15 protein-coding genes are annotated in these 13,669 nt (G+C 61.9%); 3 read left to right on the top strand and 12 right to left on the bottom strand.

Features of this window, described 5'->3' with window-relative positions; genetic code table 11:
- The first annotated feature begins 7 nt into the window (after positions 1–7).
- Positions 8–346 (top strand): Na+/H+ antiporter subunit G, encoded by a 339-nt coding sequence (locus tag ACZ5WQ_RS08600; RefSeq protein ID WP_338212810.1) that lies wholly within the window; start codon positions 8–10, stop codon positions 344–346.
- A gap of 15 nt (positions 347–361) precedes the next feature.
- On the opposite strand, the gene ACZ5WQ_RS08595 is transcribed toward ACZ5WQ_RS08600, so the two are convergent.
- From ACZ5WQ_RS08595 to ACZ5WQ_RS08585, 3 genes are all read right to left on the bottom strand, one after another.
- Complete coding sequence (locus ACZ5WQ_RS08595; protein WP_464383577.1) at positions 362–1,333, bottom strand: IS110 family RNA-guided transposase; 972 nt, start codon at positions 1,331–1,333, stop codon at positions 362–364.
- A gap of 430 nt (positions 1,334–1,763) precedes the next feature.
- A complete protein-coding gene (locus tag ACZ5WQ_RS08590; protein WP_269686964.1) occupies positions 1,764–3,086 on the bottom strand; it encodes a Na+/H+ antiporter NhaC family protein in 1,323 nt (440 codons plus the stop codon).
- A gap of 133 nt (positions 3,087–3,219) precedes the next feature.
- The gene (locus tag ACZ5WQ_RS08585) at positions 3,220–3,783 is read right to left on the bottom strand and encodes an OmpA family protein (protein WP_088273539.1); all 564 of its coding nucleotides are present in this window, start codon (positions 3,781–3,783) and stop codon (positions 3,220–3,222) included.
- A gap of 154 nt (positions 3,784–3,937) precedes the next feature.
- Here ACZ5WQ_RS08585 and ACZ5WQ_RS08580 point away from each other — a divergent pair, with 154 nt between their 5' ends.
- On the top strand, positions 3,938–4,579 hold the full coding sequence (locus ACZ5WQ_RS08580) for a hypothetical protein (protein ID WP_338212809.1): 642 nt from the start codon (positions 3,938–3,940) through the stop codon (positions 4,577–4,579).
- A 26-nt stretch (positions 4,580–4,605) separates the two neighbouring features.
- Here ACZ5WQ_RS08580 and ACZ5WQ_RS08575 read toward each other — a convergent pair whose 3' ends face one another.
- The 5 genes from ACZ5WQ_RS08575 to ACZ5WQ_RS08555 form a co-directional block, all read right to left on the bottom strand.
- Positions 4,606–5,307, bottom strand: coding sequence for an ABC transporter ATP-binding protein (locus tag ACZ5WQ_RS08575; protein ID WP_228247199.1), 702 nt, complete (start codon positions 5,305–5,307; stop codon positions 4,606–4,608).
- 13 nt (positions 5,308–5,320) lie between these two features.
- Complete coding sequence (gene livG / locus ACZ5WQ_RS08570; protein WP_088273542.1) at positions 5,321–6,088, bottom strand: high-affinity branched-chain amino acid ABC transporter ATP-binding protein LivG; 768 nt, start codon at positions 6,086–6,088, stop codon at positions 5,321–5,323.
- Entirely contained in the window at positions 6,085–7,341 is a 1,257-nt protein-coding gene (locus tag ACZ5WQ_RS08565) for a high-affinity branched-chain amino acid ABC transporter permease LivM (RefSeq protein ID WP_276530409.1), read from the bottom strand. Before ACZ5WQ_RS08565 ends, livG begins: the two co-directional genes overlap by 4 nt.
- Positions 7,341–8,267 (bottom strand): high-affinity branched-chain amino acid ABC transporter permease LivH, encoded by a 927-nt coding sequence (gene livH, locus ACZ5WQ_RS08560; RefSeq protein ID WP_228247201.1) that lies wholly within the window; start codon positions 8,265–8,267, stop codon positions 7,341–7,343. The genes ACZ5WQ_RS08565 and livH overlap by 1 nt, the downstream gene beginning before the upstream one ends.
- A 111-nt stretch (positions 8,268–8,378) precedes the next feature.
- Entirely contained in the window at positions 8,379–9,506 is a 1,128-nt protein-coding gene (locus tag ACZ5WQ_RS08555; protein ID WP_088273543.1) for a branched-chain amino acid ABC transporter substrate-binding protein, read from the bottom strand.
- Between the two features lie 306 nt (positions 9,507–9,812).
- Between ACZ5WQ_RS08555 and ACZ5WQ_RS08550 the strand changes: the two genes are divergently transcribed.
- Positions 9,813–10,115, top strand: a complete 303-nt coding sequence (locus ACZ5WQ_RS08550; protein ID WP_285676396.1) for a DUF2288 domain-containing protein — start codon at positions 9,813–9,815, stop codon at positions 10,113–10,115.
- Positions 10,116–10,244: 129 nt separating this feature from the next.
- Here ACZ5WQ_RS08550 and phnE read toward each other — a convergent pair whose 3' ends face one another.
- From phnE to ACZ5WQ_RS08530, 4 genes are read right to left on the bottom strand one after another with little or no spacing between them, the layout of a single operon-like run.
- On the bottom strand, positions 10,245–11,009 hold the full coding sequence (gene phnE / locus ACZ5WQ_RS08545) for a phosphonate ABC transporter, permease protein PhnE (RefSeq protein ID WP_228247203.1): 765 nt from the start codon (positions 11,007–11,009) through the stop codon (positions 10,245–10,247).
- The gene (locus ACZ5WQ_RS08540) at positions 11,006–11,842 is read right to left on the bottom strand and encodes a PhnE/PtxC family ABC transporter permease (protein ID WP_228247204.1); all 837 of its coding nucleotides are present in this window, start codon (positions 11,840–11,842) and stop codon (positions 11,006–11,008) included. The genes phnE and ACZ5WQ_RS08540 overlap by 4 nt, the downstream gene beginning before the upstream one ends.
- On the bottom strand, positions 11,839–12,642 hold the full coding sequence (locus ACZ5WQ_RS08535; RefSeq protein ID WP_464383576.1) for a phosphonate ABC transporter ATP-binding protein: 804 nt from the start codon (positions 12,640–12,642) through the stop codon (positions 11,839–11,841). The genes ACZ5WQ_RS08540 and ACZ5WQ_RS08535 overlap by 4 nt, the downstream gene beginning before the upstream one ends.
- A complete protein-coding gene (locus ACZ5WQ_RS08530) occupies positions 12,639–13,508 on the bottom strand; it encodes a putative selenate ABC transporter substrate-binding protein (RefSeq protein ID WP_269686969.1) in 870 nt (289 codons plus the stop codon). Before ACZ5WQ_RS08530 ends, ACZ5WQ_RS08535 begins: the two co-directional genes overlap by 4 nt.
- Between the last annotated feature and the right edge of the window lie 161 nt (positions 13,509–13,669).

The following is a 13,669-nucleotide window of genomic DNA, read 5'->3' as shown; positions in this document are numbered from 1 at the left end:
GAGGGACATGAGTGACGCGAGCTGGGTTGAATGGCTGGTTGCCGCACTGGTGCTGATCGGCAGCGTATTTGCCCTTGTCGGCGCCATCGGCCTGTTCAAGCTGCCTGATTTCTTCATGCGCCTGCATGGCCCGACCAAGGCTTCGACCCTGGGTGTCGGGGCGCTGGTACTGGGATCCATGGTCTACTTCAGTGCCCAGAGCGGCAGCATCAGTCTGCATGAACTGTTGATTACCTTCTTTTTGTTCCTGACTGCGCCGGTCAGTGCCAATATGCTGGCCAAGGCTGCCATGCATGAAAAGCTGCGCCGCGAACCCCGCACCCGCGGGGAACCCTGGGAGCAGTAGATACCGTCTTCCCGATCAGTGTGCAAGCGCCCTGATCGGGTCGAACGGCTGACCTGATTTCAGCACGCCATAGATTATATGCAGCAGCTTGCGCATAGCGGCGCACACGGCCAGCCGACCTGTTTTGCCGCGTTCAGCCAGCCTCACTTTCATCGCCTTGATGACCGGGTTGTAGGTCATCGCCGAGAGGGCTGGCATGTATAGCGCTGCGCGCAACCGACCTGACCCGGTGCGCGAGATGGTCGACTTGCCTCGGTATATCCCGGATTCCTGCAAACGCGGATTCAGACCACAGAACGCTGCCAGCTGCCTTGCGCTGTCGAATCGCAGGGGGCTGCCCAGCTCCGCCAGCAGTGTGGCGGCAGTGCCATCACTGACACCATCAATGGTCTTCATTAACTGCTTCTGCTTGCGTAGGTCCGGGTCATTGTCGATGTGATCGTTAATGGCCTTGCTGATCAGTGCTATCTGACCATTCAGGTGCTCCAGATGAATGCGGATGGAGGCCTGTGCGGATTCAGCACTGACGTCCAGACGGTTGCGTTCCATCTGCGCCAACTCCTTAAGATCAGCAAGCCGGCGTACCAGACCACGCAGCTGACGAATGCCCTCTGGTTCGGGCTCCCAAGGGCGTAGATCTTCCAGATGACGCTGCGCGTAGCGGGCGATCAGCTTGGCATCGGTCTTGTCGGTTTTAACCCGGCGCAGCTCGCTTTGCGCGTACTTGGCGATGCGGGCGGGGTTAATGACGCAGACCTGGTAGCCTTGATGATGCAGATGCGTCGCCAATGCTTCGTGGTACACGCTGGTCGCTTCCATCAGCACCCAGCAATTCGGTTCGGCGTGTTTCTCTAGCCACTGCTCCAGTTGCTTGAATCCTTCTAGGGTGTTCGCCAGCTTGGCCTTGGTGCGGTATTTATCGCGCTCCAGTGGCTTGGCAATATCGAAGGTGTGCTTGGCAATGTCGATTCCGATAACGCAGGTCATGGGGCCTCCGGTTCTGTTGGCAGGCGATCGTCACCACACTCTGTTCTACCTTGCGAATACGTGCTCAGGCGCTTAGCGCTGGCACCAGATACCGTTCGAACTGTCTGAGTGTGTTGGCAGGTGACGGCCCATCTACGAACCAAGCTCTTGAGGCTTCAGGGGCACACCGGCCTGTCACCTGCCACCCGATGATCAGTCGGGGACCATGGTCACAGGGACAACGGTCAACATACAAGGGGCACAGCATGCTGTGTCCGAAAGGCCTTTGGAGTATCTCGTAGCTGGATCGCTCCGGTCGATCTCGACTCCGGACGGCATGCCGCGCTCCACGCACGCGTCTTACCCCAACCTCTGCGTAGGGTCACGGCATGCCGTGACCGTGCCAATTCGCAGTGCTCCAGCAATCGCACGGACGCGACATGTCGCGTCCCTACGAGGTTGCCGCGGTCTTCAGCCGCGGCAGTCCGAAGACAATAGCCAGTACCGCCATTACACCCAACAGCCAGCAGTAGTGAACCTGGGTGATCAGCACCATCGGTGACAGCGCGGCCAGTGATCCGGCCAGCAGTATCTGGGCACCGTAGGGAATCAGACCCTGAATCACGCAGGAGAAGATATCCAGCAGACTGGCGCTGCGGCGCGGATCGACCTGGTAATGGCTGGCCAGATCCTTCGCTACGCTGCCGCTGATGATGATGGCGACGGTGTTGTTGGCTACAAACAGGTTGGTCAGACTGACCAATCCGGCGATCCCGGTTTCTCCACTGCGACGGCCCGCAGAGCGTGAGGTCAGCGCCTGAATGCGCTCGCGCAGCCAGTCCAGTCCGCCTTCCTGCTTCATGATGGCCGACAGGCCGCCAATCAGCATCGACAAAATGGTGATTTCCAGCATCCCGGCGAAGCCCTGGTAAATGTCGTTGCCGTAGCTGGCCAGTGCGTAGTCGGGCTTGATCAGCATACCGGTCACACCGGAGAGAATAACGCCAGTCATCAGCACGATCATCACGTCCAGACCGCAGAGTGCCAGCACCAGCACGCTCAGGTAGGGCACGACCAGCCAGGGATTGAAGTCTTCTGCTGCGGCGGCGCCGTGGGCGTCACCGACAATAAACAGCACCACCAGGGTGACTGCCATCGCCGGCAGGGCAATAATCAGGTTCAGGCGGAACTTGTCGCGCATGCCGACGCCCTGGGTGCGGGTAGCTGCGATAGTGGTGTCGGAGATGATCGACAGGTTGTCCCCGGCCATGGCGCCACCAATCACGGCGCCTACGGCCAGCGGAATCGACAGGCCAGTGGCCTCGGCAAAACCAAGTGCGATGGGGACCAGCGCGCCGATGGTGCCCATTGAGGTGCCCATGGCAGTGGAAATGAACACGGCAATCATGAACAGGCCGGGCAGGATCAGGCTGGGCGGCAAGATGCTCAGGCCCATGTTGACGGTTGCATCAACGCCGCCGATCGCCTTGGTGACACTGGAAAACGCGCCGGCCAGCAGGAATACCAGCGCCATGGTGATGATGTTGCGATCACCGATACCGTCGATAAAGGTCTGCAGATTCTCGCGGTAGCTGGGCTTGGCCAGCAGCAGGCCCAGGATAATGGCAGGCAGGATCGCGACGGGTGCCTTGATCTGGTAGAAGGCGAAGTCGGTCCCTGCGAGGCTGTAATAGATGCCGCTGCCGAGGAAGATCAGCAGGAACAGCAACAGGGGCAACAGGGCGCTCGCCCGGGGTTGTACGGGTGTAGGCATTGGGTGGTCTCTGACAGCAAAGGGAGTACGTCGGGCTATCCGACGTTAGCCGGCCAGTTTAGCAGAGGAATCCGACCTGCAGGGCACAGGTGGTCGGGAGTGGGCGGGCCGTAGCGGCCCGCCCGGATCGGATTCAGGGCGCCAGGGCAACGCTGGAGGCAGGGATCCGCGGGGTTATATTGATGACCACACGGCGGTTTTGCTCGCGACCGGCGGCGGTGGCGTTGTCGGCCCGCGGGTCGGCCTCGCCGAGGCTGATCAGCTCCATGTTGTTGCGGCTGACGCCGCCGAGCTGCAGTACGCTGGCTACCGCCTGTGCGCGTTCCAGGCTAAGGCGCTGGTTGATGGTGTCGTCGCCCACGCTGTCGCTGTAGCCGGTCACCTGGATGTGACTGTCGGTGGCGCCGCGCAACAGCTTCGCGACCCGCGACAGTGGAACCAGGCCGGAGGGCAGCAGCAGGGTGCGCTTGGGGTGGAAGTTGCCATTGACCGGAATGATCAGGCGCACATTGTCACCCTCGTGCTCAAGTTCGTAGCGCTCCTCGGCGGCGATGGCGCGCAGTTCGTCGAGGTGCAGGTGAGTCCAGGGGGTAACCGGCTTTGGTGCAGGAGGTGGCGGTGGAGTAGCTTTGGTGCTTGAGCAGGCGGTCAGCAGGAGCAGAACACTTCCAAGTGAAATGGCAGAAAGCAGCTTCATTGTTATCTATCCACACGCGGGTCGGGAACCAAATGCGCTTGCGCGTATCGCAAGCGGGTTGATGCGGCACAGATTACCACTGGCTTGCTGGTTTGTGATCTCCCGTATGTCATGATTCAGACCTGAGTCCGCTTAACGCAAAGGAGTTCACAGATTGAGTCCGATTCGCTGGGGTAGGGCGGCGCTGCTGGCGCCACTGCTTTTGAGTGGCTGTAGCGTGATGCAGGGTTTCTGGAGTGGCGAGCCGCAGCGCGTCAGTGGCTTGCTGGAGCGCACCACCGATGGCTTCGTGCTGCGTGAGTGCGGGAGTGAGCGGGTCATGGCATTGACAGAGTCGCAGATGCTGGACGGGATTTATCAATTGGCCAGTCAGCCGGGGCAGATCGCCATCTTCACCGATCTGATAGGTGAGATTGACCGGCATGGCCGGCTGCACCCGGAGCAGGTGCTGCGAATGCAGTCGCACGGACGTGGTTGCAGTGATGACAGCGCGGACTCCGCGCAGTGGGTCGCATTGGGCTATCAACCTGCCTGGCAGGCCTGGCTGTCGCCAGCAGGGCTGGTGCGATCTGATGGAAATCTGACTTATCCGGCGCGCTCGGTGGTGATTGAACAGTTGCCGGACGGCGCGCTGAATGCAGCCACGCCGTCGGATCATCAGGTCGAGCTGTGGTTGTATCCGCAGGCCTGTCAGGATCCGGTTACCGGTGATTACTTTCACCTGCGGGCAACACTGACGGTCAATGGCGAGCAGCAGCGCGGATGCGGCTATCAGGGGGCGATCATCGCGCCCTGATAGCCTGCGGAGTGAGCTGGCCGAGATCAGCCGCCGAGGTAGGCCTTGCGCACATCCGGATTGGCCAGCAGCGCCTCGCCGGTGTCTTCCAGCACGATATGGCCGTGCTCCATCACGTAGCCACGGTCCGCCAGTTTGAGCGCCTGGTTGGCGTTCTGCTCAACCAGGAAGACGGTGACACCCTGTTGGCGCAGTTGCTCGATGATATCGAAGATCTGCTGAATGATGATCGGTGCCAGGCCCAGTGACGGCTCATCCAGCAGCAACAGCCGCGGTTTGCTCATCAGTGCCCGGCCGATCGCCAGCATTTGTTGCTCGCCGCCGGACATGGTGCCGGCCCGTTGCTGGTAACGTTCCTTCAGCCGCGGGAACAGCGTCAGCACGGTATCGAGCTGCACCTGACGTGTCTCCTTGTCGCTGAAAAAGGCGCCCATGCTGAGGTTTTCCTCAACCGTCAGGCGCGAGAACACGCGGCGCCCTTCCGGCACGATGGCAATATCCTTGCGCATGATTTCGGCTGTGGTCATGCCGGTCAGCTCGTCGCCTTCGTAGCGAATGCTGCCGGTGGTGGCTCGCGGGTCGCCGCACAGGGTCATCAGCAGGGTGGTCTTGCCGGCGCCGTTGGCGCCGATCAGGGTAACGATTTCGCCGCGACGCACCTCAAGGTTGACGTCATGCAGCGCCTGAATCTTCCCGTAGTGGGTCGACACGTTCTTCATATACAGCATGCGGTGCTTTCCCTCAGGTCTCGCCAAGATAGGCTTTGATGACGTCTGGATTCTGCTTGATCTCATCCGGGGTGCCGGCGGCCAGCGGGCGGCCCTGGTTGATCACGACGATGTGGTCGGAGATGCTCATCACCAGCTTCATGTCGTGCTCGATCAGCAGCACAGTGATCTGGTGCTCATCGCGCAGCTCGCTGATCAGTGCCTTGAGATCGTCGGTTTCCTTCGGGTTCAGACCCGCTGCGGGCTCATCCAGCATCAGCAGTTTGGGCTGTGTCACCATGCAACGGGCGATCTCCAGACGGCGCTGCTGACCATAGGCCAGGGTGTTGGCCGGGCGGTTGGCAAACTCGCGCAGCTCGACTCGATCCAGCCAGTAGGCGGCGCGCTCCATCGCTTCCTGCTCGCTGCGGCGATAGCCCGGTGTCTTGAACAGGCCGGCCAGCAGGTTGGTGTTCATATGCTGGTGCTGCGCTACCAGCAGGTTTTCCACCACGGTCATTTCCTTGAACAGGCGCACATGCTGGAAGGTGCGGATCATGCCGCGTCGGGCAACCTTGAAGCCGGGCATGCCCTGGATTTCACGGCCATCGAACACGATCTTGCCGCCACTCGGTTTGTAGAAACCGGTCAGGCAGTTGAACACGGTGGTCTTGCCGGCCCCGTTGGGGCCGATCATCGACACGATCTGACCGGGCTGTACGCTGAGGTGAACGCCGTCAACGGCCAGCAGGCCGCCGAAGCGCATGGTCAGGCCCGATACATCCAGAAGGGGGCGGCTCATGTACGTAACTCCATGTGCGGACGGCTCATCGGCAGCAGACCCTGGGGACGCCAGATCATCATCAGGACCATCATCAGGCCGAACAGCAGCATGCGGTATTCATCAAATTCGCGGGCCATCTCCGGCAGGATGGTCATGATGATCGCCGCCAGAATGACGCCGATCTGTGACCCCATGCCACCCAGCACCACGATGGCGAGGATGATGGCGGACTCGATGAAAGTGAACGACTCCGGGCTGATAAAGCCCTGGCGCGCAGCGAAGAAGCAGCCGGCAAAACCGGCGAAGCTGGCGCCGATGGTGAAGGCGCCGAGTTTGACGGCGGTCGGGTTGATGCCCAGTGCGCGGCAGGCGATCTCGTCTTCGCGCAGGGCTTCCCAGGCGCGACCGATCGGCATGCGCAGCAGGCGGTTGATCACGAACAGGGTGATCAGTACCAGCAGCAGTGCCAGCAGGTAGAGGAAGATTACCCGGTGCTCGGAGTTGTAGCTGATGCCGACAAACTCATGAAAGCTCTGCATGCCCTCGCTGGCACGGCGGCTGAATTCCAGGCCAAACAGGGTGGGCTTGGGAATGCCGCCGATACCGTTCGGGCCGTTGGTCAGCCAGGTCATGTTGTTCAGCAGGATGCGGATGATCTCGCCAAAACCCAGCGTCACAATGGCCAGATAGTCGCCGCGCAGGCGCAGCACCGGGAACCCCAGCAGAAAGCCGAACAGGGCCGCCAGGCAACCGGCGATGACCAGGCCGGTCCAGAAGCCGACATCGAAATACATCGCCATCAGTGCGTAGCCGTAGGCGCCAACCGCGTAGAAGCCGACGTAGCCCAGATCCAGCAGACCGGCCAGACCCACAACGATGTTCAGGCCCAGGCCCAGCATCACGTAGATCAGCACCAGGGTGCCCAGGTCCGTGCCGCCGCGGTTGGAGAGGAACGGCCAGAGGATCGCTGCGGCGATCATGAAGCACCAGAACAGCCGCCGCAGTGCGGGCTTGTCGCCGAGGCTGGTCAGCTTCGGCGGCGCCTTCGGCAGTCCTGGCAGGCCCTTCCAGAGGGCGCTGAGTTGATCGCGGAACAGGTTGAAGAAAAACAGGAAGGCGGCTGCTGCCGCGATCTTCCAGTACACGTCCGGGCCGGCACCGACCAGACCGAGGGTAGTACCCTGCTGATCTAGGCGCACGCCCAGCAACAGGCCGGTGAGGATGGCAACCACAACGGCTGAGATCACCGCCGGTTTCAGGTTCGAACGGATCATACCTTCTCCACCTCCGGACGACCGAGGATGCCACTGGGACGGAACAGCAGAATCAGGATCAGCAGACCGAAAGCGACCACATCCTTGTATTCGGTGCTGAAGTACCCGGCGGTAATGGCCTCGGTGACGCCCAGCAGCAGGCCGCCGAGGACAGCCCCCGGGATACTGCCGATACCGCCCAGAACCGCTGCGGTGAAGGCCTTGAGACCGGCCATGAAGCCGATGTAGGGATTGATCACGCCGTAGTACATGCCCAGCAGTACGCCGGCAACGGCAGCCAGCGCGGCGCCGATGACGAAGGTCAGGGCGATGACGGCATTGGTGTTGATCCCCAGCAGGTTGGTCATCTTCAGATCCTCGGCGCAGGCGCGACAGGCGCGGCCCATGCGTGAGCGGGAGATGAACAGGGTGAGCAGGGTCATGGTGATCAGGGTGACTACAAAGATAATCATCTGCATGTAGGACAGGGTGGCGTGGAATCCGTCCTGCGGGCCGATATCAATGCCACCGCTGATCATGGTCGGCATGGCAATGTCGCGCGAGCCCTGGGCGATACGCACCAGATTCTGCAGGAAGATCGACATGCCGATAGCGGAAATCAGCGGAATCAGGCGGTTGCCGCCGCGCAATGGGCGGTAGGCGACGCGCTCGATGCTGTAGCCGTAGGCGCTGGTCACCATCATGCTGATGGCGAACGCAGCGACAATCATCACCGGCACCGACTCGATACCGAACATGGCCAGCGCGGCGATGACGATAAAGGCGATATAGCTGCCGATCATGTACACCTCGCCATGGGCGAAGTTGATCATGCCGATGATGCCGTAGACCATGGTGTAGCCGATGGCGATCAGGGCGTAGGTGCTGCCGACGGTCAGACCGTTGAGCAGCTGTTGGATAAGGTAGTAAAGGGACTCTGGCATGGCCATGACACCGAAAGGGCAAGGGAAACAGTGCAGGTCCGCACAGCTGTGCGTTCGACAATAAAAAGCGGGCCTGCCAACGTATGGTTGAACAGGCCCGTTGCGGGTCGATTACTCGGTCAGTGCGGTCTTGCTGGCGTCAGCGTGCCACTCATAGACGACGAAGTTGAAGTTCTTCAGGTCGCCCTTTTCATCGAAGCTGAGAGTGCCGGTGGGGGTTTCGAAGCTGTTGCTGCGCAGTGCTTCGGCGACGGCTTCGGTGTCGGTGCTGTCGGCGATCTTGATGCCGTCGGCAATGACCTGAACGGCGGCATAGGCCGGGAATACGAACGGACCTGACGGGTCCTCGTTCTTGGCCTTGAACGCCTCGACCAGATGGGCGTTCTTGGGATCCTGGTCAAAGGCTTTGGGCAGGGTAACCAGCAGGCCTTCGGAGGATTCGCCGGCGATGGCGGAGATGTCTGTGTTGCCAACCCCTTCCGGACCCATGAAGCGAACATCCAGGCCCTGCTCGCCAGCCTGACGCAGGATCAGGCCCAGTTCGGGGTGGTAGCCGCCGTAGTAGACGAAATCGACACCGGCCTGGCGCAACTTGGCGATCAGCGCGGAGAAGTCCTTGTCGCCAGCGGTAATACCTTCAAAGACCGGCACCTCAACATCGTTGGCCAGCAGCACGTCCCGTACGGCGGTGGCGATACCTTCACCATACTGCTGCTTGTCGTGGATGACGGCGACTTTCTGCGGCTTGATCTGCTCGACGATAAAGTTGCCGGCGGTCGGGCCCTGCAGGCTGTCCAGACCGATGGTACGGAACACCATCTGGTAGCCGCGGTCGGTGATGTCCGGGCTGGTGGAGGCCGCGGTGATCATCAGGATGCCTTCTTCCTCGTAGATGTCGGAAGCGGGCTGGGTAGAGCTGGAGCAGAGGTGGCCGACAACAAAGCTGATACCCTCGTTGACAATCCGGTTGGCGACCGCAACGGCCTGTTTGGGATCGCACGCATCGTCAAATACCACACCTTCCAGCTGGGCACCGTTGACGCCGCCTGCCTGGTTGATCTGCTCAATGGCCATTTTGGCGCCGATGAACTGCATGTCGCCGTACTGGGCGACGGGGCCGGTGACCGGACCGGCCAGGGCGATCTTGATGGTGTCCGCTGCGACTGCACAGGTGCTGGCGCCAGCCAGCGCCGCGGCGGCGATCATCCGGGAAAGTGCTTTCTTGTGTGCCATTTTCATGTCATCTGCTCACTTGTGTTGTTATGCCGAAAAGGGGTGTTACGCCAGTGATGTCGTGCTGCCGGAACATCGGTTCGGAACTGTACCGGCGCAGTTTAGCAATCGTCCTGCAGGCAATGGAATCTGGGGTGTGCAAAAAATAAACCGATGTCCGCAAACTGAAATATTCTGTCTGTATGGCGACATCTCCGCTCTTAGAATAGTCATTTTTGGCGTATTTGCCCCATCAGGGCGGGCAGCAGACTTGCGTTCACGTCTCAGCTCATTAGTATTCAGCGGCTGAAACCATAGGGAGCGCGAGCAATTATGACGGTATCGGATGAGGCCTACGCGGCCATTCTCGGCGCGACAGCGCAGATCGAGTGGAAAGTGCTGGAGCCGCATTTTGCCCGTGGCGACCTGCTTGCGGTTGATGCGGCACTGGATCTGGTTCAGGTTGCGGCGGCGATGATGGAAGACAACAGCGAAGCCATCAAGGGCTGGATGGATGCCGGACAGCTGCAGGTTGCGACCGACAGCTGCGCCGCTGATTGGGCCGAACGCAACCCGGATACGCTTTGGGCCGTGGTGATCCGGCCCTGGGTGCTGGTGCAGGAGCGGACTGGCTGAGCGTTGGACGCTGCGGCCACGACATGTCGTGGCCCTGTGTCAATGGCGCGTTGGCACAGGTACAGGCGCCGACCACACCGAGAGGCAGGGACGCGACATGTCGCGTCCGAGCGGCCCCGGTCTTACCGTCTAACCCAATCTTGCCCGCAACCAGCCGCTGAGGGCATCGACCAGCAGCACCATCGCCAGCATGGCGATGATGACACTGGATGCCTTGGACTGCTGGAACAGACTGAGGGTGACGTGCAGCATCTGGCCCAGACCGCCGGCACCGACAAAGCCAAGCACAGCCGCCATGCGGATGTTGTTTTCCCAGCGATACAACGTATAGGACAGCCACTGCGGCAACACGCCCGGCAGCGTTCCATAGAGGAAGGCAACAATGCGTCCGGCTCCCGCCTCGCGCAGCGCGGTCGCAGGCGCGGTCGGGGTGTTCTCCAGCGCCTCGGCAAACAGGCGGCCCAGCACGCCGGTGGTGTGCAGCGCCAGTGCCAGGGTGCCGGCAAAGGGGCCGAGCCCGGCGGCCAGCACCATCAAGGCTGCCCAGACCAGCTCCGGTACCGAGCGTAGCGCATTGAGCAACAGGCGACAGAGGCTGCGCGCAAGAGTGCCCATTCGCCCGGCCGCCAGCAGACTCAGGGCGGCGCCGAACAGTGCAGCCAGCAGCGTCCCGATCGCCGAGATGGCCAGTGTCTCCAATGCGCCTTGCCAAAGCTTGGCCAGCCAGGCCGGGCTGGTGTTGGGTGGGAAGAACGCCGCCACATAGCGGGCCATCTGCTCGCGACCATCCGCGGTAACCAGAGAACTGAAATCCAGTTGCAGCCAGATAAATGACGCGGCGACCGCGGCGCAAAGGAGCGTCAGGGTCAGTGCGTTGAGCAGCGTACGCTTCATGCCAGCCTCCGGCGCAGGTAAAGGCTGATCTGGTCTGCAACCAGCACCAGCAGCAGGAAGGTCAGCAGGATGCTCACCACCTCGCCACCGGCAAACATGCGAATCGACAGGTCAATCATCTGGCCCAGTCCGCCGGCACCGACAAAACCCATTACCACCGAGGCCCGCACTGCACATTCCCAGCGGTACAGGCTATAGGATGTCAGCTCCTGTGCTGCATTGGGCAGCAGACCATAAAAGAAGGCGGCGATGCGCGAGCTGCCGCTCTGCAGCAGTGCCCGAGCGGGGGCCTGATCCACCGACTCGAGTATCTCGGCGTAGACCTTGCCGAGCATGCCGCTGTAGGTAATGGCAATGGCCAGTACGCCGGCGGTTGGGCCCAGGCCTACGGCCCGCACGAACAGCAATGCCCAAACGATCTCGGGAATGCTGCGCAGTACGATCAGCAGCATCCGCACCGGGTAGCGCAGCAGCCGGCCGAGCCAGTGCGCTCGCCCGCTCAGCAGGGTGGAAACCGACAGCGCCCGGGTGGCTGCCAGAGCCGCGGGGATTGCCAGAATCAGTGCCAGTGCCATGCCGGCTGTGGCCATGGCGAGGGTTTCCAGCGTCGCACGAGCCAGCAGATGCAGAAATTCGGCGTCGCTGGCCGGTGGCCAGAAGCCGCTCAGGAAGCGGCCCATGGTGTTCAGGTTGTCACCGCTGAACAGATGCTGGGGACGAAACTCGGTCAGTTGCAGGCCCGGCCACAGGAGTAGAAGCAGTATCGCGGTCAGCAGGGCGCGGGGCAGGGCGGCCGGGTCGCGCTCGCGCCAGTGGGTTGAAGGCCTGTTCACAGACAACGGACCGGCCGGGCAATTGCCGGATTGGCCGGCTCGGACTGGCGGGCGGTCAGGCTGTCGTTGGCATACAGCGCCGTCAGGTCCTGCTCGCTGACCTCGCCTGCCGGCTTGTCAAACAGGACTCGGCCTGCGCGCAACCCGAGAATCCGCGGGAAGTGCTTGAGCGCGAGATCGACCGCATGCAGGCTGGCCACCAGCGGCAGCTGTCGTTCACGGGCTACTTCACCCAGCAGACTCAGGGTGTGGTCGGCCAGTACCGGATCCATCGCCGAAACCGGCTCGTCGGCCAGCAGCAGGTCCGGACGCTGGTACAGCGTGCGGGCAATCCCGACCCGCTGCTGCTGCCCACCTGATAGCTGGTCGCACCGGTCAAACAGGCGGTCGCCGAGATCCAGCCGAGCCAGCTCCTGTCGAGCACCCGGGATATCCAGCGGGTAGCACAACGAAACCAGTGCGCGGGCGAGTGACCACTGGCCCAGGCGGCCGGCGAGCACCGCAGTGACGACGCGCTGGCGCGGCGGCAACGGCGGGCTCTGGTGGATCAGACCGATACGGCTGCGCAGTCGGCGCAGGTCGCCGGAACCCAGCCGGGCAGGCTGGCGGTCCAGCAGACTCAGTTCGCCACTGCTGGGCAACAGGCTGGTCGCCAACAGGCGCAGCAGGGTCGTCTTGCCCGCGCCGGAGGGTCCGATGATGGCAACCTGCTCACCCGGGTTCAGGGTCAGGTCAATGCCGTGCAGTGCGGTCTGGCCGTTGGGGTGAACATAGTCCACCCCGGACAGCCGGATACTCACTCCAGCAGACCCGCGGAGCGGGCGGCCTCTTCAATGCCGATGTAGTTTTCGGCGCTGGTCGGCACAAAGCGCGAGGCTCGTTGCAGGTCAAGGATCGCCTTATGCGCCGGGTTGGCCGGGTCCAGCGCCAGGAAGGCCGCACGGATGCGCTCGACCAGTTCAGGCTCCAGGTCGCCACGCACGGTCCAGTTGTAGTCGTAGTAGGTTGGCGTTGTGGTGTAGACGCGCACCTTGCTGGTGTCGACCTTGTTCTCTTCCAGCAGCTTTTCCCAGACCGAGGAGTTCAGCACGCCGGCGTCGACCTTGCCGGATTCGACCCAGGCGACAGTGGCGTCATGGGCGCCGGAGAAACCGACACGGCTGAAAAAGGTGTCAGGATCGATGCCGTCCTGCTGCAGGAAGTAGCGGGGCATCAGGTGCCCGGAGGTCGAGGACACCGAGCCGAAGGCGAAGCTCTTGCCCTTGAGGTCAGCGTGGCTGTTTACCTGTGGGTCGGCGGTGATGAAGGTGCTGGTAAACACTTCATCCTGCTCGCGCTGAACCAGCGGGATGGCGTTGCCGGTGCGCAGCTTGGCCTGAACGAAGGTAAAACCTCCCAGCCACGCCATATCCAGACGCTTGGCACCAAGCGCTTCAACCACGCCGGCATAATCGGAGACCGGCTGGAATACGACTGGAATACCCAGCTGTTCCTGTAGGTATTGACCGAGAGGTTCGAACTTGCGCAGCAGCTCGGTGGGCGCCTCATCCGGGATGGCGGAGACACGAAGCTCAGTTGTTTCAGCACTGACAGCGGCAGAGAACAGGGTAGCGACAGACAGGCAAAGGCCTGCCAGCAGCGCGGCGGGGCGACGACGTGGGAACATGTTTTTCTCCGGTTCAATAGCGGATTACTCGTGCCGAGCGTTGTTGGCCCGGTACGGCGTGTGCGAAGTGTAGTGAAAAAATGCAGCGAGGCGAAGTGCTGCCGTGCTGTGCTCCCATTCTGTCTGGCATCCATTACACTGCTGGCTTTTTGTGGAGGCAC

It is taken from the genome of Halopseudomonas sp. T1L2, assembly GCF_055397385.1.
Note: the sequence above shows the minus strand (reverse complement) of the source record. Positions and strands in the feature narration are given on the sequence as shown.

Excerpts from the sequence above, each read along its gene's own strand:
- ACZ5WQ_RS08600 (WP_338212810.1), top strand. The coding sequence starts at position 8 with ATGAGTGACGCGAGCTGGGTTGAATGGCTGGTTGCCGCACTGGTGCTG.
- ACZ5WQ_RS08595 (WP_464383577.1), bottom strand. The coding sequence starts at position 1,333 with ATGACCTGCGTTATCGGAATCGACATTGCCAAGCACACCTTCGATATT.
- ACZ5WQ_RS08590 (WP_269686964.1), bottom strand. The coding sequence starts at position 3,086 with ATGCCTACACCCGTACAACCCCGGGCGAGCGCCCTGTTGCCCCTGTTG.
- ACZ5WQ_RS08585 (WP_088273539.1), bottom strand. The coding sequence starts at position 3,783 with ATGAAGCTGCTTTCTGCCATTTCACTTGGAAGTGTTCTGCTCCTGCTG.
- ACZ5WQ_RS08575 (WP_228247199.1), bottom strand. The coding sequence starts at position 5,307 with ATGCTGTATATGAAGAACGTGTCGACCCACTACGGGAAGATTCAGGCG.
- livG (WP_088273542.1), bottom strand. The coding sequence starts at position 6,088 with ATGAGCCGCCCCCTTCTGGATGTATCGGGCCTGACCATGCGCTTCGGC.
- livH (WP_228247201.1), bottom strand. The coding sequence starts at position 8,267 with ATGCCAGAGTCCCTTTACTACCTTATCCAACAGCTGCTCAACGGTCTG.
- ACZ5WQ_RS08555 (WP_088273543.1), bottom strand. The coding sequence starts at position 9,506 with ATGAAAATGGCACACAAGAAAGCACTTTCCCGGATGATCGCCGCCGCG.
- ACZ5WQ_RS08550 (WP_285676396.1), top strand. The coding sequence starts at position 9,813 with ATGACGGTATCGGATGAGGCCTACGCGGCCATTCTCGGCGCGACAGCG.
- phnE (WP_228247203.1), bottom strand. The coding sequence starts at position 11,009 with ATGAAGCGTACGCTGCTCAACGCACTGACCCTGACGCTCCTTTGCGCC.
- ACZ5WQ_RS08530 (WP_269686969.1), bottom strand. The coding sequence starts at position 13,508 with ATGTTCCCACGTCGTCGCCCCGCCGCGCTGCTGGCAGGCCTTTGCCTG.